The sequence below is a fragment of the Nonomuraea antri genome (assembly GCF_013283785.1).
Taxonomy (GTDB): Bacteria; Actinomycetota; Actinomycetes; order Streptosporangiales; family Streptosporangiaceae; genus Nonomuraea; species Nonomuraea antri.
This window is the reverse complement of the sequence record NZ_JABCPZ010000087.1, coordinates 18,896-40,197: the sequence shown is the minus strand read 5'-3', so window position 1 is coordinate 40,197 and position 21,302 is coordinate 18,896. Positions and strand designations below refer to the sequence as shown.

Here is a 21,302-nt window from a genome sequence, read left to right as displayed (position 1 = left end):
ACCCCAGACTCTCCGACCCCCGACTCTCCGACCCCCGACTCACCCACACCGCGCACCGCCATCGCCGACAGCGGCGCGAACCCGCGCAGCGCCAGCGCCCGGAGCGGCGCGGTGTCCCGGCTCGGCCAGGAGATGGACAGGGCGCGCTCGGCGTCCCCGGCGTCGGCGGCCGTTTCGACCCGTTCGATCCACCGGTCCACCAGCCCGCCGAGCACACCGGCGGGGTCGGGCCCGGCCACCCTGGCCTGCAACCGATGCACGGTGAGCGGCGACCAGCAGGCGTTCACCGACCCGGGATCCACCCGGTCCACCCAGGCCAGCCCCACCCCACCGGCCACCTCGACCAGCTCTTCACCCGGCCCGGGCACGGGCAACTGGTCGTGCCCGGCCACCAGAGGATCGGCCTCGCGAACCCTAGCCGCGTGCTCCTTGATCACTTCATCCATGGGGGCACGGTAACCACCGTTCCGCCCATGAATAAACCCTCCCGTCACCCGTGACGGGAGGGTTGAGGTCAGAGTTCGGCGGCCTCGGCCCGGAGCTTCTCGCCCTTGGCGTACGCCTGGTCCTTCAGGCTCTCCTGGAAGCGTTCCATGCGGGCCCGCAGCCCCTCGTCGGCCGCCGCCAGGATCCGCACCGCCAGCAGCCCGGCGTTGCGCGCGCCGCCAACCGCGACCGTGGCCACCGGCACCCCGGCCGGCATCTGGACGATCGACAGCAGGGAGTCCATCCCGTCCAGGTACTTCAGCGGCACCGGCACGCCGATCACCGGCAGCGGCGTGACGGAGGCCAGCATGCCGGGCAGGTGGGCGGCGCCGCCCGCGCCGGCGATGATGACGCGCAGGCCGCGCCCGGCGGCCCGCCGCCCGTACTCGATCATCTCCACCGGCATGCGGTGCGCGGAGACGACGTCGGCCTCGAAGCCGATGCCGAACTCGGCGACCGCCTCGGCCGCGGCCTTCATGACCGGCCAGTCGGAGTCGCTGCCCATGACGATGCCCACCCGCACACCGCCGCCGGCAGCGCCCGTCACCTGCGCGTCGCTCACGTGTACTCCCCGGTGGTCAGGTAGACGGCCGCGTGCCTGGCGCGGGCGCGGACGTCGTCGAGGTCGGTGCCCAGCGCCGTCACATGCCCGATCTTCCGCCCAGGACGGACTTCCTTGCCATAAAAGTGGATCTTCACGCCCGGATCGTGCGCCATGACGTGCTCGTACCGCTTGAACAGGTCGGGGTCGTCACCACCGAGCAGGTTGGCCATGACGACCACCGGCGCGGTCATCGCCGGCGAGCCGAGCGGCAGGTCGAGCACCGCCCGCAGATGCTGTTCGAACTGGGAGGTGGCAGCGCCCTCGATGGTCCAGTGGCCGCTGTTGTGCGGGCGCATGGCCAGCTCGTTCACCACGAGCCCGCCTGCCGTCCTGAACAGCTCGACGGCCAGCAGCCCGGTCACGCCCAGCTCGTGGGCGATCTTCAGCCCGATGCGCTGCGCCTCGGCCGCCTCCTCGGGGTCGAGCCCGGGCGCGGGGGCGAGCACCTCGACACAGATGCCGTCCTGCTGCACGGTCTCCACGACCGGGTAGCTCACGCCCTGGCCGTGCGGCGAGCGGGCGACCATGACGGCCAGCTCACGCTCGAAGGGCACGAACGCCTCGGCCATCAGCGGCACGCCGGTGGCGAACGCCTGCGCCGCCTCGTCCGCCGTGCGGCACACCCACACGCCGCGGCCGTCGTAGCCGCCGCGAACCGCCTTCAGCACCACCGGCCAGCCGTTCTCGGCCGCGAAGCGCGTGACGTCGTCGGCCGACTCCACGCGCGCCCAGGCGGGGCACGGCACGCCGATCTCGGTCAGGCGCTCGCGCATGACCGCCTTGTCCTGGGCGTGGACGAGAGCGTCGGCGCCGGGGTGCACGGCGTGGCCGTCGGCGGCCAGCGCCCTGATGTGCTCGGTGGGCACGTGCTCGTGGTCGAAGGTGACCGCGTCGCAGCCCTTGGCGAACGCCCGCAGGTCGGACAGTTCGCGATAGTCACCGATACGCGTGTCGACGATCACCCTGGCGGCGCTCTCGTCGGCGGAATTGGCCAGCACCCGCAGCTCGACGCCGAGCGCTACGGCCGGCGGCTGGGACATCCTGGCCAGCTGGCCCGCGCCGACCACGCCGACGACCGGCCCGATGGGGCTGTAGGAACTCACGTGATGTGAGCTTACCTGGGCGGAATGACTCACCCGCCGCAGTCGTCCCAGACAATGGAGACGGTGCCATAGGTCAAGGGCTGGACGGCCGTTCCGGGTCGCCCCGCAGGGCACGGCCGCCCAGCGTCTTGGCCGCCCGGGGCGCGTCCGGACTGCTCCGCAGCGTAATCCGCCACATACAGAAATGCCGCTCATAAGACGATATTTCTAAATACGTTCTTTGCGCGGTATGTTCGCCGCTCTGACACCGGTCGCACATCGTGGCCGGTAGGCTGGTTGTGGTCGCGCCGTCCTAGAGACCGAGGGAAAGGACCCAGCAGAGACGTGGAGTTCGCCAAGCGCCTCTACCAGCGGTTCGAGTCCCTGGTTCACGAGCTGAGCAAGTTCGGCACCATCGGCGCCGTCGCCTTCCTCATCGACACCGGCATCTACATGCTGCTGCTGGCGGTCGGCTGGGGGCCGCTGACGTCCAAGGTGCTCGCCACCACGGTCTCGACCACGTTCGCCTACGTCGGCAACCGGTTCTGGACGTTCAGAGACCGCGAGCAGAGCGGCCTGGGCCGCGAATACTTCCTGTTCTTCCTGCTGAACGGCATCGCGCTGCTGTTCGGCATGCTGGTGATCGGCTTCACCAAGTACACCCTGCACCTGGACGACCTGTTCAGCCTGTACACCGCCAACTTCATCGGGGTGGGGCTCGGCACCCTGTTCCGCTACTGGTCGTACAAGCGGTGGGTGTTCCTCGAGGCCACCGAGCCCATCCCGGTCGAGCTGCCGGAGTCCGGCATCAAGCAGGACCGCTGACGACCCTGTTCCTGGCGTCGTCCTCGGCCGGTCGCAGGAAGATGGCGAACGTGGCCGGCCGCCTGCGCACCAGTTCCAGCCGTCCGCCGTCGGCGGCGGCCAGCGCGCGGGCCAGGGTCAGGCCGAGCCCGGTGCCGCCACCGCCGCTGACGTTCCTGTCGAAGATCTTGGGTGCGATCTCGTCGGCGATGCCCGGGCCCTCGTCCGCCACCTCGGTGACCACGTAGTTGCCGCCGGTGCTGGTGGTGACGGTGACCGTGCCGCCGCCGTGCCGCAGGGAGTTCTCCAGCAGCGAGGCGATGACCTGCCCGAATCCGCCGGTGGTGGCCAGCGCCTTGAGCGCGCGTGACCCTTCGAGCCGCAGTGAGCGGCCGGCGTCGCGGAAGACCGGCTCCCACTCGGTGATCTGCTGGGCCAGCACCTCGTCGATGGCGACGGGCTCGGTCTGGGAGTGGCGCTGGCGGCGGGCCGCGGCGAGCAGTTCGTCGATCACCGCCGTCAGCCGTTCCGCCTGCACGATCGCGGCCTCGCCCTCCTCGCGGACGACCTCGGGGTGGTCGGCGGCGGCGACGATCTCCTCCAGGCGCATGGTCAGCCCGGTCAGCGGGGTGCGCAACTGGTGTGAGGCGTCGGTGGCGAACTCGCGTTCCCTGGTGAGCAGGTCGGAGATGCGGGTGGCGCTGCGGTCGAGCACCTGGGCCACCCGGTCGAGTTCGGGTATGCCGTAGCGGTGCTTGCTCGGCCTGGCGTCGCCCGAGCCCAGCCGTTCGGCGATCTTGGCCAGGTCCTGCAGCGGCAGCGTCAGGCGGCGTGACTGCACGACGGCCAGTCCCACCGCCACCGCCAGAGCCGCGCCGGCCAGGGCCACGATCAGCAGCAGGCGCGCGCGGACGTCCCGCTCGACTTCCTCCCTGTCACGGCTGATGCGCACGTAGATGCCGGAGGTGTTGTCGGCGTGTCCCGTCATCATCCGCCCGGACGGCGGCGCGGTGCCGACGACGGTCACCGTGGGCAGGGCCGAACGTTCCCAGATCTGGATGTACCTGCCCGGGTATTTCTGTTCCAGTTGTTGTGGGTCGAGCGGCGTCTCCTGGACACGGGCGTATTCCACCTCCTGTACCAGGCGCCCCGCCTCACCTCTGAGGTCCTGGGTCGCTTTGTCGACGATGAGACGGCTGACCACGATGCCCAGGGGGACCCCCAGCAGCAGGACCGCGATGACCGCGACGACCAGCGTGGAGAAGAGCAGGCGGCGACGCATCTCCTACTCGCGTTCGAACCTGAAGCCGACCCCCCGGACGGTGGTGATGTATCGGGGCTTGGCCGCGTCGTCGCCGAGTTTGCGGCGCAACCACGAGATGTGCATGTCGAGTGTCTTGGTCGAGCCCCACCAGTTGGTGTCCCACACCTCGCGCATGATCTGCTCGCGGGTCACCACCTTGCCCGCGTCGCGTACGAGCACGCGCAGCAGGTCGAACTCCTTGGTGGTGAGGTGCAGTTCCTTCTCCCCCATCCAGGCGCGGCGGGAGTCGGCGTCGATGCGGACGCCCTGCACGACCGGGGTCTCGGAGGTGCCGCGCCGCAGCAGCGCGCGGACCCTGGCCAGCAGTTCGGCCAGGCGGAACGGCTTGGTCACGTAGTCGTCGGCCCCGGCGTCGAGACCGACGACCGTGTCGACCTCGTCGACGCGGGCGGTGAGGATCAGCACCGGCGTGCCGTGCCCCTCGGCACGGATGCGGCGCGCGACCTCGAGCCCGTCCATTTCTGGCAGGCCGAGATCGAGAACGATGAGGTCGATGCCCCCCGACAGAGCCCTCTCCAGGGCCTGCGGGCCGTCGGGGCTCACCTCAACCTGATAGCCCTCGCGGCGTAGCGCACGCGCGAGTGGCTCGGAAATCGAGGTGTCATCCTCGGCGAGAAGTACGCAGGTCATAAAGCGATCGTAGGACCTTAGGCGATCGTTTCCCGGGTACAGCGCGCGGTTTGACTCGTCGTTGACCTATCCATTGACCTGGGCAAACACGGCTAAAATACGGTTGGTCGTGATTAAATTACCGCGTTTAAGGGGGAGAAAAGCATCGGATGATCATTCCCACTTCTCTCCGTTTCAATCGGCACGCCGGGCGTGTCGCGCGCGGCATCAGCGGCCGCGTCAAGGACGGATTTCCAGAAAGTGACAATGGACGGCATCACCGCCGCCAGGGGGACGATCCCGCCCGTACCGGCAGGACGACGGCGGCGCCGCGCGATGATGGACGAGCTGTGACTAGGTGACGCTGTGGCCGTGCGGGTCGGCGTAGCGAGCCAGGTAGAGCTGCTCGCCGAGGCTCTGGATGAGCGACAGCTCGGTCTCCAGGTAGTCGATGTGCTCTTCCTCGTCGGCCAGGATGTCCTCGAAGATCTTGGCCGAGGTGATGTCGCCCTTCTCGCGCATCAACTGGATGGCCGGCCGCAGCCGCTGCACGACCGAGAGCTCGACCTCCAGGTCGGCTCTGAGCTGCTCCTCGACGGTCTGCCCGATGTGGAGGGTGCCCAGACGCTGGTAGTTGGGCAGCCCTTCGAGGAAGAGAATGCGGTCGGTGAGTCGCTCGGCGTGGCGCATCTCGTCGATCGACTCGTCGCGCGTGTGCTTGGCGAGCCCCGTGTATCCCCAGTTCTCCTGCATCTTCGCGTGCAGGAAGTACTGGTTGATCGCGGTGAGCTCCGCGGTCAGCTGCTCGTTGAGCAGCTCGATGATCTGCTTGTCGCCCTGCATGGAACGGGCCCCTCGTCGCTATGCGGTCGTCAGTTCTTCAGACCGTTTCAGGATCGCACAGATCTTCCGGACACAAGAGGCACAGTCCCCGCCGGCACCAGTGGTGTCGCGAATCTGCTTCGCACTCCGGGCGCCCGCGGCGATGCAGTCGTGGACCTCATTCTCGGTCACAGCACGACAAACGCAGACGTACATGCGGCGGCAAGCCTTTCGCGAAGGGGTGGGAGCCGTTAGGTAAGGCACACCTAAGATAGCCCACTTCGGTAAGGCTTGCCTACGTTACCTCCGCCACAGTTCAGTGACCCCTGGCCAGCCATTCCCGCAGGTGCGGGGCCTCGGCGCCGATCGTGGTCGAGCCGCCGTGCCCAGTGTGGACGACCGTCTCGCCCGGCAGCGTCAGCAGTTTCGCGGTGATGGACTCGATGATCGTGTCGAACGACGAGTACGACCGCCCGGTCGCCCCCGGCCCGCCGTTGAACAGCGTGTCGCCGCTGAACAACGCGCCGAGCTCGGGGCCGTACAGGCAGACCGCGCCAGGGGCGTGGCCCGGCGTGTGCAGCACCCGCAGCGTGATGCCGCCGACCTCGATCTTCTCGCCGTCGGCCAGCGGCCGGTACGTCACCTCGGGGCCGTAGTGCTGCGCCCAGAGCACCTGGTCGTCCGGGTGCAGCAGGATCGGCGCGCCGGTCAGCTCCGACAGCCGGGCGGCGGCGTTGATGTGGTCGTTGTGCGCGTGCGTGCACACGATGGCTTTGACCGTGCGGCCGCCCGCGCGCTCGGCGATGGCCTCGGCGTCGTGCGCGGCGTCGACCACCACGACCTCCCGGGCGTCGCCGATCAGCCAGACGTTGTTGTCGACGTCCCACGTGCCGCCGTCCAGCGAGAACGTGCCCGACGTCACGACCTTGTCGATCATAGGAGGACCACCGAACGCAGCACCTCGCCGCGGTGCATCTTGGCGAACGCCTCCTCGACCTGGTCGAGCCCGATCGTCTCCGACACGAACTTGTCCAGCGGCAGCCGGTTCTGCAGGAACAGGTCGATCAGCATCGGGAAGTCGCGCGAGGGCAGGCAGTCGCCGTACCAGGACGACTTGAGCGAGCCGCCGCGGCCGAACACCTCCAGCAGCGGCAGCTCCAGCCGCATCTCCGGGGTCGGCACGCCGACCAGCACGACCGTGCCGGCCAGGTCGCGGGCGTAGAAGGCCTGCTCGTAGGTCTCCGGACGGCCCACCGCCTCGATGACCACGTCCGCGCCGAAGCCGCCGGTCAGGTCGCGGATGGCGGCGACCGGGTCGCTCTCGCGGGAGTTGACCGTGTCGGTGGCGCCGAAGTCGCGGGCCCAGGCCAGCTTGCGGTCGTCCACGTCCACCGCGATGATCTTGCTCGCGCCGGCCAGCGACGCGCCCAGGATCGCCGCGTCGCCGACGCCGCCGCAGCCGATCACGGCCACCGTGTCGCCGCGCGTCACGCCGCCGGTGTTGACGGCCGCGCCGATGCCCGCCATCACGCCGCACCCGAGCAGCCCGGCCACCTGCGCCGGGGCCTCGGCCGAGACCTTGGTGCACTGCCCGGCTGCGACCAGCGTCTTCTCCAGGAACGCGCCGATGCCCAGCGCGGGCGAGAGCTCGGTGCCGTCCTTGAGCGTCATCTTCTGCGCGGCGTTGTGCGTGTTGAAGCAGTACCACGGGCGGCCGCGCAGGCAGGCGCGGCACTGGCCGCACACCGCGCGCCAGTTGAGTATCACGAAGTCGCCGGGTTCGAGCCCGGTCACGCCCGGGCCGACCGCCTCGACCGTGCCCGCCGCCTCGTGCCCGAGCAGGAACGGGAACTCGTCGTTGATCCCGCCTTCCCGGTAGTGCAGGTCGGTGTGGCACACGCCGCACGCCTGGACGTTCACCACCGCCTCACCCGGCCCGGGATCCGGCACGATCACCGTTTCGACGGACACTTCCTGACCTTTGCCTCTGGCGATGACGCCCTGCACTTCGTACGGCATGCCAGCATCCTGCGTCAGTGAGTTGATCTCCGCAAGACGTAGGGCTGCACCACGCCGAGTCCTCTGGCCGGTCGCCGTCTCATCTTGTGCGCATCGAACGCGTCGTGGCCGTCGAGACCCTCGGCCAGCTCGGCGTCGACGACGATCGTGCCGGGACGAGCGATGGCGGTGAGCCTGGCGGCCAGGTTCACCGTGGTGCCGAACACGTCGCCCATCATCGGCAGCACCGGGCCGTAGGCCATGCCGATGCGCAGCTCGCCGGTCTCGACCAGGTCGAGCGCGATGGCCGCGGCCTGGGCCGGGGTGGGCGCGGTGAACAGCACCTCGTCGCCGAGCGTCTTGACCAGCCGGGCGCCGTGCGCGGCCACCACGTCGGCGGCCCGCGACTCGAAGCCTTCCACCAGCTCGGCCAGCTCACGTTCGGCCAGCTCGCGGGCCCTGCGGGTGAACGAGACGAGGTCGGCGAAGCCCACCGCGATCGACACGCGGGTGGGCACCAGCTCGTCGTTGATGTCGGCGATTGTCAGCAGCCGGGTGCCGGCGGCGGCGAGCTGGGCCCGCCAGACGTGGATCAGCACCTGCTCGAAGTCGGGCAGCAGGCCGCGCGCGGTCTGCAGGACCTTGGCCAGGTCGCCGTCGGACGGCTCGTCCGGCAGCATCGCGCCGATCATGATCTCCGCCTGCCACTGCGCGAGCCTGGCCGTGGTCTGGCCGAGCGCGCGGGCCATGCGGATGACCGTGGGCTCGTCGAGCAGGCCGCTGTCGAGCATGGTGCGCACCCGCTTGAGCGCGTCGACGTCGGCCTCGGAGAAGGCCACGGCGTCGTCGGCGAGCTGGGCGAAGCCGAGTGCCCGCCAGATGCGCTCGGCCAGCGGCTGCGACACCCCGGCCTGGGCGGCGACCTCGGTTCTGGTGAAACGCGCCGGCATGCCGACGAGCAGGCGCTCGATCTCCTCGGCTGTGGGCCTGCCCGACGGCTCTGCGGCGTTCACGCCCAAGAGGCTACCGGCCGTCGATGTCGCCGTCGGATGCGTCTTCCACCAGCCGGAACAGATCGGTGCGGACGTCCTGGATGCGCGGAATGTCGCGCAGCACGATCTGCCCCCTGTCACCGGCGGACTCGACGGTGAGCGTGCCGCAGCCGAGGATCCGCTCGGCGAACGTCTGGTCGGAGCTGACCGTGTTGACCTTGGTCATCGGGATCTCGTCCGTCGACTTGTTGAGCACGCCGGTGCTGATCGTGAAGCGGTGCGTGGTGAGCACGTAGCCGGTGTTCTTCCACTGCAGATACGGCACGAACGACCAGATCGTCAGCAGCAGGACGCCGATGACGGCCACGGCCATGCGGGCGTAGGAGTCGTACTCCCAGACGGGCATGAAGTAGATCGCCGCACCCGTGCCCGCGGCGATGAGCACCAACGCGACGAACGGGACGACCAGCCGCTTCCAGTGGGGATGGAAGGACCGGATGCGCCGCTCACCCTGCGTCAAATGGTGGTCGGGAAGGGTCATGCCGCAAATCGTGCCATCAACCTCGCCCCAGAGCTATGTGGATGGGCGAACGTGCACGACGTCTCCCGCGCTCAGCGTGTAGCGCTCGTCGCCGGCGGTCACGTGCAGGTGGCCGGCCGCGTCGACGCCGGTGGCCAGGCCGGTCAGCGTCCGGGCGCCGGGCAGCTCGACCCTGACCTCGCGGCCGACCGTGGCGCTCGAGGCCAGGTACGCCGCGCGCAGCCCGCACCGCTCGGCGTCGCCGTCGGCCTCGCTCCAGTCGCGGTAGTGCGTCTCGATCTCCCTGAGTACGGCCCGCAGCAGCGGGTCGCGGTCGAGGCAGGCGGATTCCGCGAGCGCCAGCGAGGTCGCGGTGCCGACGGGCAGCTCGTCCTGGCGGAGCGTGACGTTCATGCCCATGCCGATGACGACCGCGTCGTCCACCCGCTCGGCCAGCACGCCGGCCAGCTTGCCCTCGCCGATCAGCAGGTCGTTGGGCCATTTGAGCCGGACGTCCACCTCGGCGAGCCGGCGCACGGCCGAGGCGGCGGCGACGCCGTACAGCAGCGGCAGCCAGCCCTGCGTGGCGACGGGCGGTCGCGGCCTGAGCAGGACGGAGAACGTGAGCCCCGAGCGGGCGGGCGCGTTCCAGGCGCGGCCCAGCCTGCCGCGCCCGGCGACCTGGGCCTCGGCCACCAGGACCGTGCCTTCCGGCGCGCCATGCTTGGCCAGTTCTGTGAGGTCGGCGTTGGTCGAGCCGGTGCTGTCGACGACCGTGATGCCCGTCCACAGGCTGCCAGGACGCACCAGCGCGCGGTTGAGCGCCGTCTCGGAGAGCGGCGGACGGTCGAGGTCGGAGTAGCGCGAGTGGGACATGCGTCCATCTTGGCGGAATCCCGATGGCGGCCATCGCCCGGCCTTGACTGTCTTGCCGAACCCTGGCCAGGGAAGATGGGGGGATGAGGAGACGTCGACTGGACCCACGCAACTGGGCCTCGCTGCGGCCGTTCGGGCTGGGGCTGCGCAAGCCGAACAACTATCTGGAACTGGTGAAGGCGTTCCGGTCGGTCAAGGGCAACAGGCGTTACGCCTGGCGGATTCTCAACCAGGGCACCTGCGACGGGTGCGCGCTCGGCACGCAGGGCATGCGCGACTGGACGATGGACGAGATCCACCTGTGCAACATCAGGCTCAGGCTGCTGCCGCTGAACACCATGCCCGCGCTCGACGTGTCGCTGCTGCGCGACGTGTCGGGCCTGGCCGGCCGGAAGAGCGCCGAGCTGCGTGACCTGGGGCGGCTGCCGTACCCGATGCTGCGCCGCGCGGGCGAGCCCGGCTTCACCCGCGTGAGCTGGGACGAGGCGCTGCGCCTCGCCGCCGAAGCGGTGCGCGACGCGCGCTTCGGCGTCTACCTGACCAGCCGCGGCGTGCCGAACGAGAACTACTACGCGGCGCAGAAGGCGGTCCGCGCGCTCGGCTCGAACAACGTGGACAACGCCGCGCGCATCTGCCACTCGCCCTCGACGGTGGCGCTCAAGCAGACCATCGGCGCGGCCGCGACGACCTGCTCCTACACCGACTGGATCGGCTCCGACCTGATCGTCTTCATCGGGTCGAACCCGTCGAACAACCAGCCGGTCGCGATGAAGTACCTCTACCACGCCAAGAAGGCGGGCACCCGCATCGCGATGGTGAACGCCTACCGCGAGCCCGGCATGGACAAGTACTGGGTGCCGTCGAACGCCGAGTCCGCGCTGTTCGGCACGAAGATCACTGACGAGTTCTTCGGCGTGAACGTGGGCGGCGACATCGGCTTCCTGAACGGCGTGCTCAAGCACCTGATCGACAACGGCTGGGTGGACAAGGCGTTCGTCGACGCGCGTACCGCGGACTTCGAGCGGGCCTGCCAGGCGGTGCGCGAGCAGTCGTGGGAGGAGCTGGAGGCGCTGTCGGGCGCGTCGCGCGCGGACATGTTCCGGCTGGCCGAGCTGCTCGGCGAGGCGAAGTCGGCGGTGCTGGTGTGGTCCATGGGCATCACCCAGCACGCCTACGGCGAGGACAACGTGCGGGCCATCGTGAACCTGGCGCTGGCGCGCGGCTTCGTCGGGCGCGACAAGTGCGGGCTGATGCCCATCCGCGGGCACAGCGGCGTGCAGGGCGGGGCCGAGATGGGGGCGTACGCGACCGGGCTGCCCGGCGGCCTGCCGATCACGGCGCGGCACGCCGCGGCGTTCACCGAGCGGTGGGGCTTCGAGGTGCCTGCCGAGCCCGGGCTGACCGCGACCGAGATGATCGACGCCGCGCACGCGGGCGAGCTCGACGCGCTGATCTCCTCCGGCGGCAACTTCCTGGAGGTGCTGCCCGATCCCGGCTACTGCCGCGAGGCGCTGTCCAGGCTGAGGCTGCGGGTGCACGTCGACATCGTGTTGTCGTCGCAGATGCTGGTGCCGAGCGAGGGTGACGTGCTGCTGCTGCCCGCGCAGACCCGCTACGAGATGGTCGGCGGCGTGACCGAGACCTCCACCGAGCGGCGGATCATCTTCTCGCCCGAGGTCGAGGGGCCGCGCGTGGGCGAGGCGTGGCCGGAGTGGAAGATCTTCACCGAGCTGGCCGCCCGGGCGCGTCCCGAACTCGCCGACCGGCTGCGCTTCACCGGCACGCCGCAGATCAGGGCGGAGATCGAGGAGGCGGTGCCGTTCTACCGGGGCATCGCGGAGCTGCGCGCGTTCGGTGACAACGTCCAGTACGGCGGCCGGCACCTGTTCGCCGACGGCCGCTTCGGCACGCCGGACGGGCTGGCCAGGTTCTCGGCGGTCGCGCTGCCCGCGCTGGAGCGCCCCGACGGGTCGTTCATGGTGGCCACGCGGCGCGGCAAGCAGTTCAACAGCATGGTCCACGAGCGGCTGGACGGCTTCAACGGCGCGACACGCGAGGCGGTGCTGATGAGCGAGTACGACGCCGACAGGCTGGGGCTGGCCGACGGCGCGCCGATCGAGCTCCGCTCGGGCGAGCGCACCTACCGGGGCAAGGTGCTGCGTGCTCCGGTGATGCCCGGCAACCTGCAGGTGCACTGGCCGGAGGGCAACGTCCTGCTGGACGAGGCGCGCCGCTCCCCCGACGCCAAGATCCCCGACTACAACGCCCTCGTCACCGTGCGGGCGCTGTGACCACCCGCCAGGGCCCGACCGCGCGGGCCAGGATCCTGGAGCTGAACGGCACGACCGCCAGGGAGCGCCGCGACGACCTGGCCGGCGAGGAGCCGCTGGAGATCCGGCTCACCGCGGCCGACGGCGCGCGCAAGACCGTGGCGATCACCATGCGCACGCCGGGGCACGACTTCGAGCTGGCGGCCGGGTTCCTGCACGGTGAGGGGCTGGCCGGTCCTTCGGACATCGCGGCCATCGCGTACTGCACCGACGAGGACCTGCCGCCCGAGGCCCGCTACAACACGGTCACCGTGCGCCTGCACGGCCCGCTGCCCGACCTGCCCGCGCTCGACCGGCACTTCCTCACCTCCAGCGCGTGCGGCGTGTGCGGTTCGGCCAGCCTCGACGCGCTGCGCGAGCGCTGCGCGCCGCTCCCGCCCGGCCGGCTGCGGCTGACCCCCGAGGTCCTGTACGGCCTGCCCGACGCGTTGCGCGCGGCGCAGGGCGTGTTCGGCAAGACCGGCGGGCTGCACGCGGCCGGGCTGTTCACCGCCACCGGGTCGCCGGTGGCGGTGCGTGAAGACGTGGGCAGGCACAACGCCGTCGACAAGCTGGCCGGCTGGGCGGCGCTGACCGACCGGCTGCCGCTGACCGACCACGTGCTCATGGTCAGCGGCAGGACCAGCTACGAGATCATGCAGAAGGCGCTGGCGGCCGGCATCCCGGCGGTGTGCGCGGTGTCTGCGCCGTCGTCCCTGGCCGTGCGGCTGGCCAGGGACTTCGGGATGACGCTGGTCGGCTTCCTGCGCGGCGAACGGTGCAACGTGTACGCGGGTCAGGAGCGGATCCTGGTCTGAAGTTGTGGAATGAAGCGTTCCGTTCTGCTATAGTTGGAACAGAACAAGCCGTTCCCGTTCGAAAGGTCCAGCCATGACCGAGATCCGCCCCTTCCGCATCGCCGTCCCCCAGGCCGACCTCGACGACCTGCGCGACCGGCTGGCCAGGACCCGCTTCACCGACGAGATCCCCGGCGCCGAGCAGGGCGTCGCGGTGTCGCGGGTCAAGCGCCTGGTCGAGCGCTGGCGCGACGGCTTCGACTGGCGGGCGCAGGAGGCCAGGTTCAACGCCCACCCGCAGTTCACCACCGAGATCGACGGGCAGAACATCCACTTCATCCACGTACGCTCCGAGAACCCGGACGCGCTGCCGCTGATCCTCACCCACGGCTGGCCCGGCTCGATCGCCGAGTACCTCAACGCCGTCGAGCCGCTCTCGCGCCACTTCCACCTGGTCATCCCGTCGCTGCCGGGCTTCGGCTTCTCCGGCCCGACCACCGAGGTGGGCTGGAACAACCAGCGCATCGCCCGGGCCTGGGCCGAGCTGATGGCCAGGCTGGGCTACGAGCGCTACGGCGCGGTGGGCAACGACGGCGGCTCGATGATCTCGCCGGAGCTCGGCAGGATCGCCCCCGAGCACGTCGTGGGCGTGCACGTCACCCAGATCTTCTCCTTCCCCTCGGGCGACCCGGCCGAGTTCGCCGACCTCAGCGAGGAGGAGCAGGCCGGGCTGGCCATCCTCGACTGGTTCTGGAAGGAGAAGGGCGCGTTCAACGTGCTGCACTCGCAGCAGCCGCAGACGCTCGCCCACGCGCTCGCCGACTCCCCCTCGGGCCTGGTCGGCTGGCTCGCCCAGCTCTTCGACGAGGACCTGGACGACGACTTCGTGCTGACCAACGCCTCGATCCACTGGTTCACCGGAACCGCGGGCTCGGCGCTGCGCCTGTACTGGGAGAACGCCCGGGCCGCGGAGCTCGAACAGCCCAAGGAGCCGACGACCGCGCCGACCGCGCTGGCGATGGCCGAAGGCGACTTCGCCTCGATCCGCCGCTTCGCCGAGCGCGACCACCGCAACATCGTCTCCTGGAAGACCCTGCCGGCGCCGGCGCGTGGTCACTACACCGCGCACTCGGCCACCGGCATCCTCACCTCGGACGTGCGGGCCTTCTTCGACGGCCTGCGCTGAACCGCCCGGTCAGCCGGTGTTCTGCAGGCCGGCGGCCACACCGTTGACCGACAGGAGCAGGAGCGTGGACAGCCGTTCGCGCTCCTGCTCCGACGGGTTGCCGGTGCGCAGCGCGCGCAGGGCGCGCAACTGCAGGTGCGACAGGGCGTCCACGTACGGGTCGCGCAACTGCACGGCACGCGAGAGCACCCGGCGGTTCTCCAGCAGCCGGGTGTGCCCGGTGACCTCCAGGACAAGGCTCCGGGTGCGGTCGTACTCGTCGAGCACCTGCTGGGCGAAGTCGTCTCTGCCCCCGAGCGCCAGGTAGCGCTTGGCGATCGACCGGTCGGTCTTGGCCAGCGACATCTCGGCGTTGTCGAGCATCGCGTTGAACAGCGGCCACTCCTTGTACGCCGCCCGCAGCTCGTCCAGCGGCACGGAGGCCAGGCCGGCGCCCAGGCCGTACCAGCCGGGCAGGTTGACCCGGGTCTGGGCCCAGGCGAACACCCAGGGGATGGCGCGCAGGTCGTCCAGTGAGCGCGGGGCGCCGAGGCCGCGGCGGGCCGGGCGCGAGCCCAGGCGCAGCGAGCCGATCTCCTCCAGCGGGCTGACCAGCGCGAACCACTCGGGGAAGCCGGGCGCCTCGGTGAGCGCGCGATAGGCCTGCTCCGAGGCGGTGGCCACGCGCTCGGCGACCGGGCGGAAGCGCTCGGCGGCGGTGGCGCTGCGCGCGCCGACCGCGGGCGAGGAGGCCAGCAGCACCGCGTTGGTGACCTGCTCCATGTGGCGGCGGGCGATCGCCAGGTGGCCGTAGCGGGCGAAGATGACCTCGCCCTGCTCGGTGACCTTGAATCGGCAGGCGACCGAGCCGGGGGCCTGGGCGAGCACCGCGCGATTGGCCGGGCCGCCGCCGCGGCCGAGCGCGCCGCCGCGGCCGTGGAACAGGCGCAGCTTCACGTCGTGCGCCGCGGCCCAGGCGGTCAGCTCCTCCTGCGCCTCGTACAGGCGCAGGGTGGCCGCGGCCGGGCCGAGCTCCTTGGCGGAGTCGGAGTAGCCGAGCATGACCTCCATGCGCCGGCCGGTGTCGGCCAGGCGGCGCTGGACCTGCGGGAGCTCCAGCATGCCGGCGAGCACGCCGGGCGAGTTGGCCAGGTCCTGGCCGGATTCGAACAGCGGCACCACGTCGAGCACCGGCGCGCGGTCGCCGAGCGCGTGCCCGGCCAGCTCGTAGACGGCCGCGATGTCGTCGGCGGTGCGGGTGAAGGACACGACGTAGCGGGAGCAGGCCGTGACGCCGAACCGCTCCTGGATCCAGGCGATCACCCGGATCGTGGCCAGCACCTCCTCGGTGCGCTCCGACAGCGCGCCGCCGGCCCTGATCTCCGCCAGCGCCGCCGCGTGCACCTGCGAGTGCTGGCGCACCTCCAGCTCGGCCAGGTGGAAGCCGAACGTCTCCACCTGCCAGATGAGGTGCTGCAACTCGCCGTACGCCTGCCGTGGCGCGCCTGCGGCCAGCGACTCCTGGGCCAGCCGCAGGTCGGCGAGCAGTTCGGCGGGCGAGCGGTAGGCCAGGTCCAGGTTGCGCCGGTGGGTGGCGGCGATGCGCGCGGCCACGTACAGCAGCCACTGCCGGTGCGGCTCCTGCGGCGACCGGGTGGCCAGCTCGGAGACCAGGTCGGGGTGCCCGTCGACGGCCGCGGCCAGCGCCGACGTCAGCGCGGCCGAGGCCGGGGCGAGCTGGGCGGTCGCGGTGAGCGTGCGGGCGATGCGGGTGCAGGCCGTCTCCAGCGCGGTGAGCACGTGCTCGGCCTGGATCTGGATCGTGTCGCGGGTGACCTTGGCGGTGACGTTCGGGTTGCCGTCGCGGTCGCCGCCGATCCAGCTGCCGTACCTGATGAACGGCCTGGCCAGCGGCGGCCTGGTGCCGGTGCCGGCGGCGAGCGCGGCGTCGAGCGAGCGGTAGACCTGCGGCACCACGCGGAACAGCGTCTCGTCGAAGGCGGCCATCGCGGTGCGCACCTCGTCGAGCGGGTCGAGCTTGGTGGAGCGGAGCTGGGCGGTGCGCCACAGCAGGTCGATCTCCTCCAGCAGCCTGCGCCGGTGCTCGGCGCGCTCGGAGGCGCCGCGCCCGGGCGCGTTGTACTCGGTGAGCTGGCCGCTGACGCGCTGGATCGCGGTGACGACCGCGCGCCTGCGCGCCTCGGTCGGGTGCGCGGTCAGCACCGGGTGCAGCTCCAGGCCCTGCAGCAGCTCGCCGGCGCGCTCGTGGCCCAGCTCGCGGACGGCCTGCGCCAGCGACTCTCGCTGCACCTGGCCCTCGGTGTCGCGCTCGCGCAGGATGCGGATGCGGTAGTGCTCCTCGGCCAGGTTGGCCAGGTGGAAGTAGCAGGTGAACGCGCGGGCGATCTGGACGGCCCGCTCGATCTCCCAGCCCGCGACCATGGAGGTGATCTCGTCGGCCGAGATCTCCTTCCTGCGGGCGGCGATGACGGCTTTACGCAGCCGTTCCACATCGGCGAGCAGGTCTTCGCCACCCTGCTCGGCGATCACCTGTCCGAGCAGTTCACCCAGCAGACGCACATCATAACGAAGCTCTGCCGGCATGTCGGTTACGGCCGCGCTGCGACGCTCGACGCCCTGGTCAATCATGTTTCGAAGGGTATCGAGTCGCCGAGAACGACCGTAGACCGGTCTCACCAATTGGACTAGACCACTGGTCAAGTGGGCTTTGACACCGCCGTGACCAGCTCGGGCATCCGCGGGAAGCCGATCCTGGCGGCCAGGCGCCGGCCGAGCACCTCGGCGCCGAGACCGTAGAAGGGGGCCAGCGCGGACACCCACAGGTGGCCGATCGCGATCGGGATCACGAACGGCAGCGACAACAGCGCGATGCCGATCAGCGCGCAGAAGGCCGAGGCGAACGCCTGCCCGCCCTGCCCGGGCGCCGCGCCGCTGAAGGCGTTCATCCGCTCGGGCACCGTGTACGGCACGGTCACGCTGGTCACCGACCCGACGCCGAGCCCGATGCCGAGCGCGCCCAGCCCGGCCAGCACGGCGGGCAGTATCGCCTCAGGCGTGCCCGCCAGGATCCCGGCCACCACCGCGACCACGACCAGCAGCGGGGCCGCGATCAGCGCGTTGGCCAGGTGCCGCCCGGCCAGGTCGGTACGCAGGCCGCGCTCGTCGCCGAACACCATGGCGTTCATCCACAACGAGCGCCCGTCGATGCCGAACGCGTTGCCCGACTGCAGCGCGATCATCAGCGCGGCGGCGGAGGTGAGCACCACCGGCATCCACGCGCCGGGCTCGCCCTGCGAGTTGCCGGTGAAGGAGAAGGCCAGCACCACGGTCACCACGATCGAGGAGAACCAGCCGACCCTGAACCTGGGCTCGCGCCTGATGTACTTCAGCTCCTTGGTCACCACCGCCGCCAGCGGGCCGTCGCGCAGGAACCGGTCGATCAGCCCGCTCTCCCTGCGCACGGACGCGGCCTGGGTGGAGACGTCCGGCGTGACCAGGGCCCGGTTGAGCGCCTTGATCCACAGCCAGCCGATCACCAGCACGGACAGCGCCACGACGACCAGCTCGGCCACCCCGGCCAGACCTCCGTCGGTGATCGCGTGCGCGGCCATGCCCGGCGGCGTCCACCTGAGCACGCCGGCCAGGCGCGCCAGCATCGCGGCCGGGTCGCCGAGGCCCTGGTTCATCACCAGGTTCGGCAGCTGCGCCAGCAGCACCACGCCGAGCGCCGCCACGGCGAGCACGTCGCGCCCGCGCCTGCTGCGCAGCGCGCTCGACAGCGCGGTGGTGATGAGCCTGGACGTGACCAGGCACAACGCGAACACCAGCAGGACGGCGGGCACCCCGAGCAGCACCCCGCCCACGCTCCTGGGCAGGCCGACCAGGGCGCCGGCGGTGACGATCAGCATCGCCAGCGGCCACACGCCGGTCGCCGAGGCGGCGAACATGCCGACCGCCAGCTCGCGGGTGCGCAGCGGGAACAGCGACAGCCTGGCCGGGTCGAGCGTGTCGTCGAGCCCGAACGCCAGCAGCGGCACGATCATCCAGCTGATCAGGAAGAACGAGAACGAGACGATCACCAGCTGGGCGGCGACGTCGTCGGGGGCCAGGCGCAGCAGGCTCATCAGGAAGAACCCGAGCATGCTCAGGCAGAAGGCCAGGACCAGGGTGAAGATGAAGCCGATCTTGCGCTGGACGTCGCCGCGCAGGTTCCCGGCCAGCAGCCGCAGCTTGAGCCGCGCGAACAGCAGCGCCGTGCTCACGGGGTTTCCTTGGTGCCCGCGCCGAGCCAGGTCAGGCCGGCGTCGCCGCCCGCGCGGGGGCCGCCGACCAGGTCGAGGAAGGCCTGGTTGAGGCTGCGCTCGCCGCGCACCTGGGCCAGCGGGCCCTGGGCGACGATGTGGCCGCCGTTCATCACCGAGACCCAGTCGCACAGCCGCTCGACCAGGTCCATGACGTGGCTGGAGAAGATCACGGTGGAGCCCGAGGCGGTGAAGCGGCGCAGGACGTCGGTGAGGGTGTTGGCGCTGACCGGGTCGACGCCTTCGAACGGCTCGTCCAGGAAGAGCACGGACGGGTTGTGCAGCAGCGCCGCGGCCAGGCCGATCTTCTTGCGCATGCCGGTGGAGTAGTCGACGACCAGTTTGTCGGCCGCCTCGGTCAGGTCCATGACGGCCAGCAGCTCGCCGGCCCGCTGTTCGACGTCGGCCTTGGGGATGCCGCGCAGGCGGCCGTTGTAGAGGAGCAGTTCGCGCCCGGACAGCCGCTCGAACAGCCGCAGCCCTTCGGGCAGCACCCCGATGCGCGCCTTGACCTGCACGGGGTCTCGCCAGACGTCGAATCCGTCGATCTGCGCCTGGCCGCCGTCGGGCCGGAGCAGCCCGGTGATCATGCTGAGCGTGGTCGTCTTGCCCGCGCCGTTGGGTCCGACCAGACCGGCGAAGCTGCCCGCCGGGACGACGAGGTCGACTCCCGCGACGGCGATCTGGGGACCGTACTGCTTGAAGAGCCCGTGGGTGCGAACAGCATCCGTCATGGCTCCACTGTAGGAGGGGGTATTAGCCTTGCGCGCATGAGCGCTGCTGACCCGATGCCAGAGATGCCGGAGACGCCGGACTTTCACACCACTGCCGGGAAGATCGCCGATCTGGAGCGGCGGCTGGACGAGGCGCTGCACGCCGGATCCGCGGCCGCGGTGGAGAAGCAGCACGCCAAAGGCAAGATGACGGCCCGCGAACGGGTGCTCGCGCTGCTGGACGAGGGCTCGTTCGTGGAGTTCGACGCGTTCGCCAGGCACCGCTCCACCATGTTCGGCCTGGAGAAGAAGCGCCCTTACGGCGACGGCGTGATCACCGGACACGGCACCGTCGACGGCCGTCAGGTCTGCGTGTTCTCCCAGGACGTGACCGTCTTCGGCGGCTCGCTCGGCGAGGTGTACGGCGAGAAGATCGTCAAGGTGCTCGACCTGGCGCTCAAGACCGGCTGCCCGATCATCGGCATCAACGAGGGCGGCGGCGCGCGCATCCAGGAGGGCGTGGTCGCGCTCGGGCTCTACGCCGAGATCTTCAAGCGGAACGTGCACGCCTCCGGCGTGATCCCGCAGATCTCCCTGATCATGGGCGCGGCGGCCGGCGGGCACGTGTACTCGCCCGCGCTGACCGACTTCGTGGTGATGGTGGACCAGACGTCCCAGATGTTCATCACGGGGCCCGACGTGATCAAGACGGTGACCGGCGAGGAGGTCACGTTCGAGGAGCTGGGCGGCGCGCACACGCACAACACCAAGTCAGGGGTGGCCCACTACCAGGCGGCCGACGAGGCGGACGCGCTGGAGTACGTCAAGGCGCTGCTGTCGTACCTGCCGTCGAACAACCTGGACGAGGCCCCGATGTACGAGGCGGCCACCGACCTGGAGCCCGACGCCGAGCTGGACGAGCTGATCCCGGACTCCGCCAACCAGCCGTACGACATGCACCGGGTGATCGAGCACGTGCTGGACGACGGGGAGTTCCTGGAGGTCCACGCGTTGTTCGCGCCGAACATCGTGGTCGGGTACGGCCGGGTGGACGGGCAGCCCGTGGGCATCGTGGCCAACCAGCCCATGCATTTCGCCGGATGTCTGGATATCAACGCCTCCGAGAAGGCCGCCCGATTTATTCGAACATGTGATGCCTTCAATATTCCGATCCTGACTTTTGTTGATGTACCGGGATTCCTTCCGGGGACCGATCAGGAATGGAACGGAATCATCCGCCGCGGCGCCAAGCTGCTCTACGCGTACGCCGAGGCCACGGTGCCGCTGATCACGGTCATCACGCGCAAGGCGTACGGCGGCGCGTACGACGTCATGGGCTCCAAGCACCTCGGCGCGGACGTGAACCTGGCGTGGCCGACCGCGCAGATCGCGGTGATGGGCGCGCAGGGCGCGGTCAACATTCTCTACCGGCGCGAGCTGGCCGCCGCCGAGACCCCGGACGCAGAGCGGGCCAGGCTCGTCACCGAGTACGAGGACACGCTGGCGAACCCGTACATCGCCGCGGAGCGCGGGTACGTCGATGCGGTAATCCGGCCATCCGAAACCCGGAGTCAAGTAGTCAAGGCCCTGCGGGCACTGCGGAACAAGCGTGCCTCCCTGCCGGCCAAGAAGCATGGGAACATCCCACTATGACGGCCCAATTGCGCATTGTCCGAGGCGACGCCACGCCCGAAGAGATCGCCGCCTTGGTCGCCGTCCTGGCGGCCCGGCAGGCCCCACCCGAAGAGCGGCCCCGACCGAGAAGACAAACATGGCGAAACCCAGCTAGAGCTATGCGTAAGCCTGTCGCACCGGGGAAGTCGGCTTGGCGGATGAGTGGCCTACCCTAGATAGATCCTGGGAATCGGGTGTCAAGTTC

Annotated in this window: 21 protein-coding genes; 6 read left to right on the top strand and 15 right to left on the bottom strand. The window is 70.4% G+C overall.

What is annotated here, in order from left to right; translation table 11 throughout:
- The 3 genes from HII36_RS26700 to HII36_RS26690 form a co-directional block, all read right to left on the bottom strand.
- The coding region (locus HII36_RS26700) for a hypothetical protein (protein WP_217369996.1) at nucleotides 1-446 on the bottom strand (446 nt) is incomplete at its 3' end.
- A 68-nt stretch (nucleotides 447-514) separates the two neighbouring features.
- Nucleotides 515-1,048 carry a 5-(carboxyamino)imidazole ribonucleotide mutase gene (purE, locus tag HII36_RS26695; RefSeq protein ID WP_328807909.1) on the bottom strand — a complete coding sequence of 178 codons (534 nt, stop codon included), beginning with the start codon at nucleotides 1,046-1,048 and terminating at the stop codon, nucleotides 515-517.
- Nucleotides 1,045-2,388 carry a 5-(carboxyamino)imidazole ribonucleotide synthase gene (locus tag HII36_RS26690; protein ID WP_268959624.1) on the bottom strand — a complete coding sequence of 448 codons (1,344 nt, stop codon included), beginning with the start codon at nucleotides 2,386-2,388 and terminating at the stop codon, nucleotides 1,045-1,047. The genes purE and HII36_RS26690 overlap by 4 nt, the downstream gene beginning before the upstream one ends.
- Nucleotides 2,389-2,517: 129 nt before the next feature.
- Here HII36_RS26690 and HII36_RS26685 point away from each other — a divergent pair, with 129 nt between their 5' ends.
- Nucleotides 2,518-2,997, top strand: coding sequence for a GtrA family protein (locus tag HII36_RS26685; protein WP_173525994.1), 480 nt, complete (start codon nucleotides 2,518-2,520; stop codon nucleotides 2,995-2,997).
- On the opposite strand, the gene HII36_RS26680 is transcribed toward HII36_RS26685, so the two are convergent.
- From HII36_RS26680 to HII36_RS26640, 9 genes are all read right to left on the bottom strand, one after another.
- Nucleotides 2,981-4,258 carry an ATP-binding protein gene (locus HII36_RS26680; protein WP_173525993.1) on the bottom strand — a complete coding sequence of 426 codons (1,278 nt, stop codon included), beginning with the start codon at nucleotides 4,256-4,258 and terminating at the stop codon, nucleotides 2,981-2,983. The two genes, HII36_RS26685 and HII36_RS26680, sit on opposite strands and share 17 nt — an antisense overlap.
- 3 nt (nucleotides 4,259-4,261) lie before the next feature.
- On the bottom strand, nucleotides 4,262-4,930 hold the full coding sequence (locus HII36_RS26675; RefSeq protein ID WP_043620820.1) for a response regulator transcription factor: 669 nt from the start codon (nucleotides 4,928-4,930) through the stop codon (nucleotides 4,262-4,264).
- 333 nt (nucleotides 4,931-5,263) lie between these two features.
- Nucleotides 5,264-5,752 (bottom strand): bacterioferritin, encoded by a 489-nt coding sequence (gene bfr / locus HII36_RS26670; protein WP_173525992.1) that lies wholly within the window; start codon nucleotides 5,750-5,752, stop codon nucleotides 5,264-5,266.
- Between the two features lie 18 nt (nucleotides 5,753-5,770).
- Nucleotides 5,771-5,947, bottom strand: coding sequence for a (2Fe-2S)-binding protein (locus HII36_RS26665; RefSeq protein WP_173525991.1), 177 nt, complete (start codon nucleotides 5,945-5,947; stop codon nucleotides 5,771-5,773).
- A 100-nt stretch (nucleotides 5,948-6,047) separates the two neighbouring features.
- Entirely contained in the window at nucleotides 6,048-6,668 is a 621-nt protein-coding gene (locus HII36_RS26660; RefSeq protein WP_173525990.1) for an MBL fold metallo-hydrolase, read from the bottom strand.
- On the bottom strand, nucleotides 6,665-7,750 hold the full coding sequence (locus tag HII36_RS26655; protein WP_173525989.1) for an S-(hydroxymethyl)mycothiol dehydrogenase: 1,086 nt from the start codon (nucleotides 7,748-7,750) through the stop codon (nucleotides 6,665-6,667). Before HII36_RS26655 ends, HII36_RS26660 begins: the two co-directional genes overlap by 4 nt.
- A 14-nt stretch (nucleotides 7,751-7,764) precedes the next feature.
- Nucleotides 7,765-8,679, bottom strand: coding sequence for an adenylate/guanylate cyclase domain-containing protein (locus HII36_RS26650; RefSeq protein ID WP_173525999.1), 915 nt, complete (start codon nucleotides 8,677-8,679; stop codon nucleotides 7,765-7,767).
- Nucleotides 8,680-8,752: 73 nt separating this feature from the next.
- A complete protein-coding gene (locus tag HII36_RS26645; protein WP_173525988.1) occupies nucleotides 8,753-9,262 on the bottom strand; it encodes a PH domain-containing protein in 510 nt (169 codons plus the stop codon).
- Between the two features lie 33 nt (nucleotides 9,263-9,295).
- Complete coding sequence (locus tag HII36_RS26640; RefSeq protein WP_173525987.1) at nucleotides 9,296-10,117, bottom strand: biotin--[acetyl-CoA-carboxylase] ligase; 822 nt, start codon at nucleotides 10,115-10,117, stop codon at nucleotides 9,296-9,298.
- Nucleotides 10,118-10,200: 83 nt separating this feature from the next.
- Between HII36_RS26640 and HII36_RS26635 the strand changes: the two genes are divergently transcribed.
- The 3 genes from HII36_RS26635 to HII36_RS26625 all read left to right on the top strand — a co-directional run bounded on the left by HII36_RS26635 (nucleotide 10,201) and on the right by HII36_RS26625 (nucleotide 14,409).
- Nucleotides 10,201-12,408: an FdhF/YdeP family oxidoreductase gene (locus HII36_RS26635; RefSeq protein WP_173525986.1), complete on the top strand. Its 2,208-nt coding sequence runs from the start codon at nucleotides 10,201-10,203 to the stop codon at nucleotides 12,406-12,408.
- Nucleotides 12,405-13,244 (top strand): formate dehydrogenase accessory sulfurtransferase FdhD, encoded by an 840-nt coding sequence (gene fdhD, locus HII36_RS26630; protein ID WP_173525985.1) that lies wholly within the window; start codon nucleotides 12,405-12,407, stop codon nucleotides 13,242-13,244. The genes HII36_RS26635 and fdhD overlap by 4 nt, the downstream gene beginning before the upstream one ends.
- Nucleotides 13,245-13,317: 73 nt before the next feature.
- On the top strand, nucleotides 13,318-14,409 hold the full coding sequence (locus tag HII36_RS26625; protein ID WP_173525984.1) for an epoxide hydrolase family protein: 1,092 nt from the start codon (nucleotides 13,318-13,320) through the stop codon (nucleotides 14,407-14,409).
- 9 nt (nucleotides 14,410-14,418) lie between these two features.
- On the opposite strand, the gene HII36_RS26620 is transcribed toward HII36_RS26625, so the two are convergent.
- The 3 genes from HII36_RS26620 to HII36_RS26610 form a co-directional block, all read right to left on the bottom strand.
- A complete protein-coding gene (locus HII36_RS26620) occupies nucleotides 14,419-17,037 on the bottom strand; it encodes a phosphoenolpyruvate carboxylase (RefSeq protein ID WP_236003893.1) in 2,619 nt (872 codons plus the stop codon).
- Nucleotides 17,038-17,105: 68 nt separating this feature from the next.
- Nucleotides 17,106-18,671: a hypothetical protein gene (locus HII36_RS26615; protein WP_173525983.1), complete on the bottom strand. Its 1,566-nt coding sequence runs from the start codon at nucleotides 18,669-18,671 to the stop codon at nucleotides 17,106-17,108.
- On the bottom strand, nucleotides 18,668-19,444 hold the full coding sequence (locus HII36_RS26610; RefSeq protein WP_173525982.1) for an ABC transporter ATP-binding protein: 777 nt from the start codon (nucleotides 19,442-19,444) through the stop codon (nucleotides 18,668-18,670). Before HII36_RS26610 ends, HII36_RS26615 begins: the two co-directional genes overlap by 4 nt.
- Nucleotides 19,445-19,480: 36 nt before the next feature.
- Between HII36_RS26610 and HII36_RS26605 the strand changes: the two genes are divergently transcribed.
- Together HII36_RS26605 and HII36_RS26600 are read left to right on the top strand one after the other, a co-directional pair.
- Nucleotides 19,481-21,076: an acyl-CoA carboxylase subunit beta gene (locus HII36_RS26605; protein ID WP_173525981.1), complete on the top strand. Its 1,596-nt coding sequence runs from the start codon at nucleotides 19,481-19,483 to the stop codon at nucleotides 21,074-21,076.
- Nucleotides 21,073-21,273: an acyl-CoA carboxylase subunit epsilon gene (locus HII36_RS26600; RefSeq protein ID WP_173525980.1), complete on the top strand. Its 201-nt coding sequence runs from the start codon at nucleotides 21,073-21,075 to the stop codon at nucleotides 21,271-21,273. The genes HII36_RS26605 and HII36_RS26600 overlap by 4 nt, the downstream gene beginning before the upstream one ends.
- Nucleotides 21,274-21,302 lie beyond the last annotated feature (29 nt).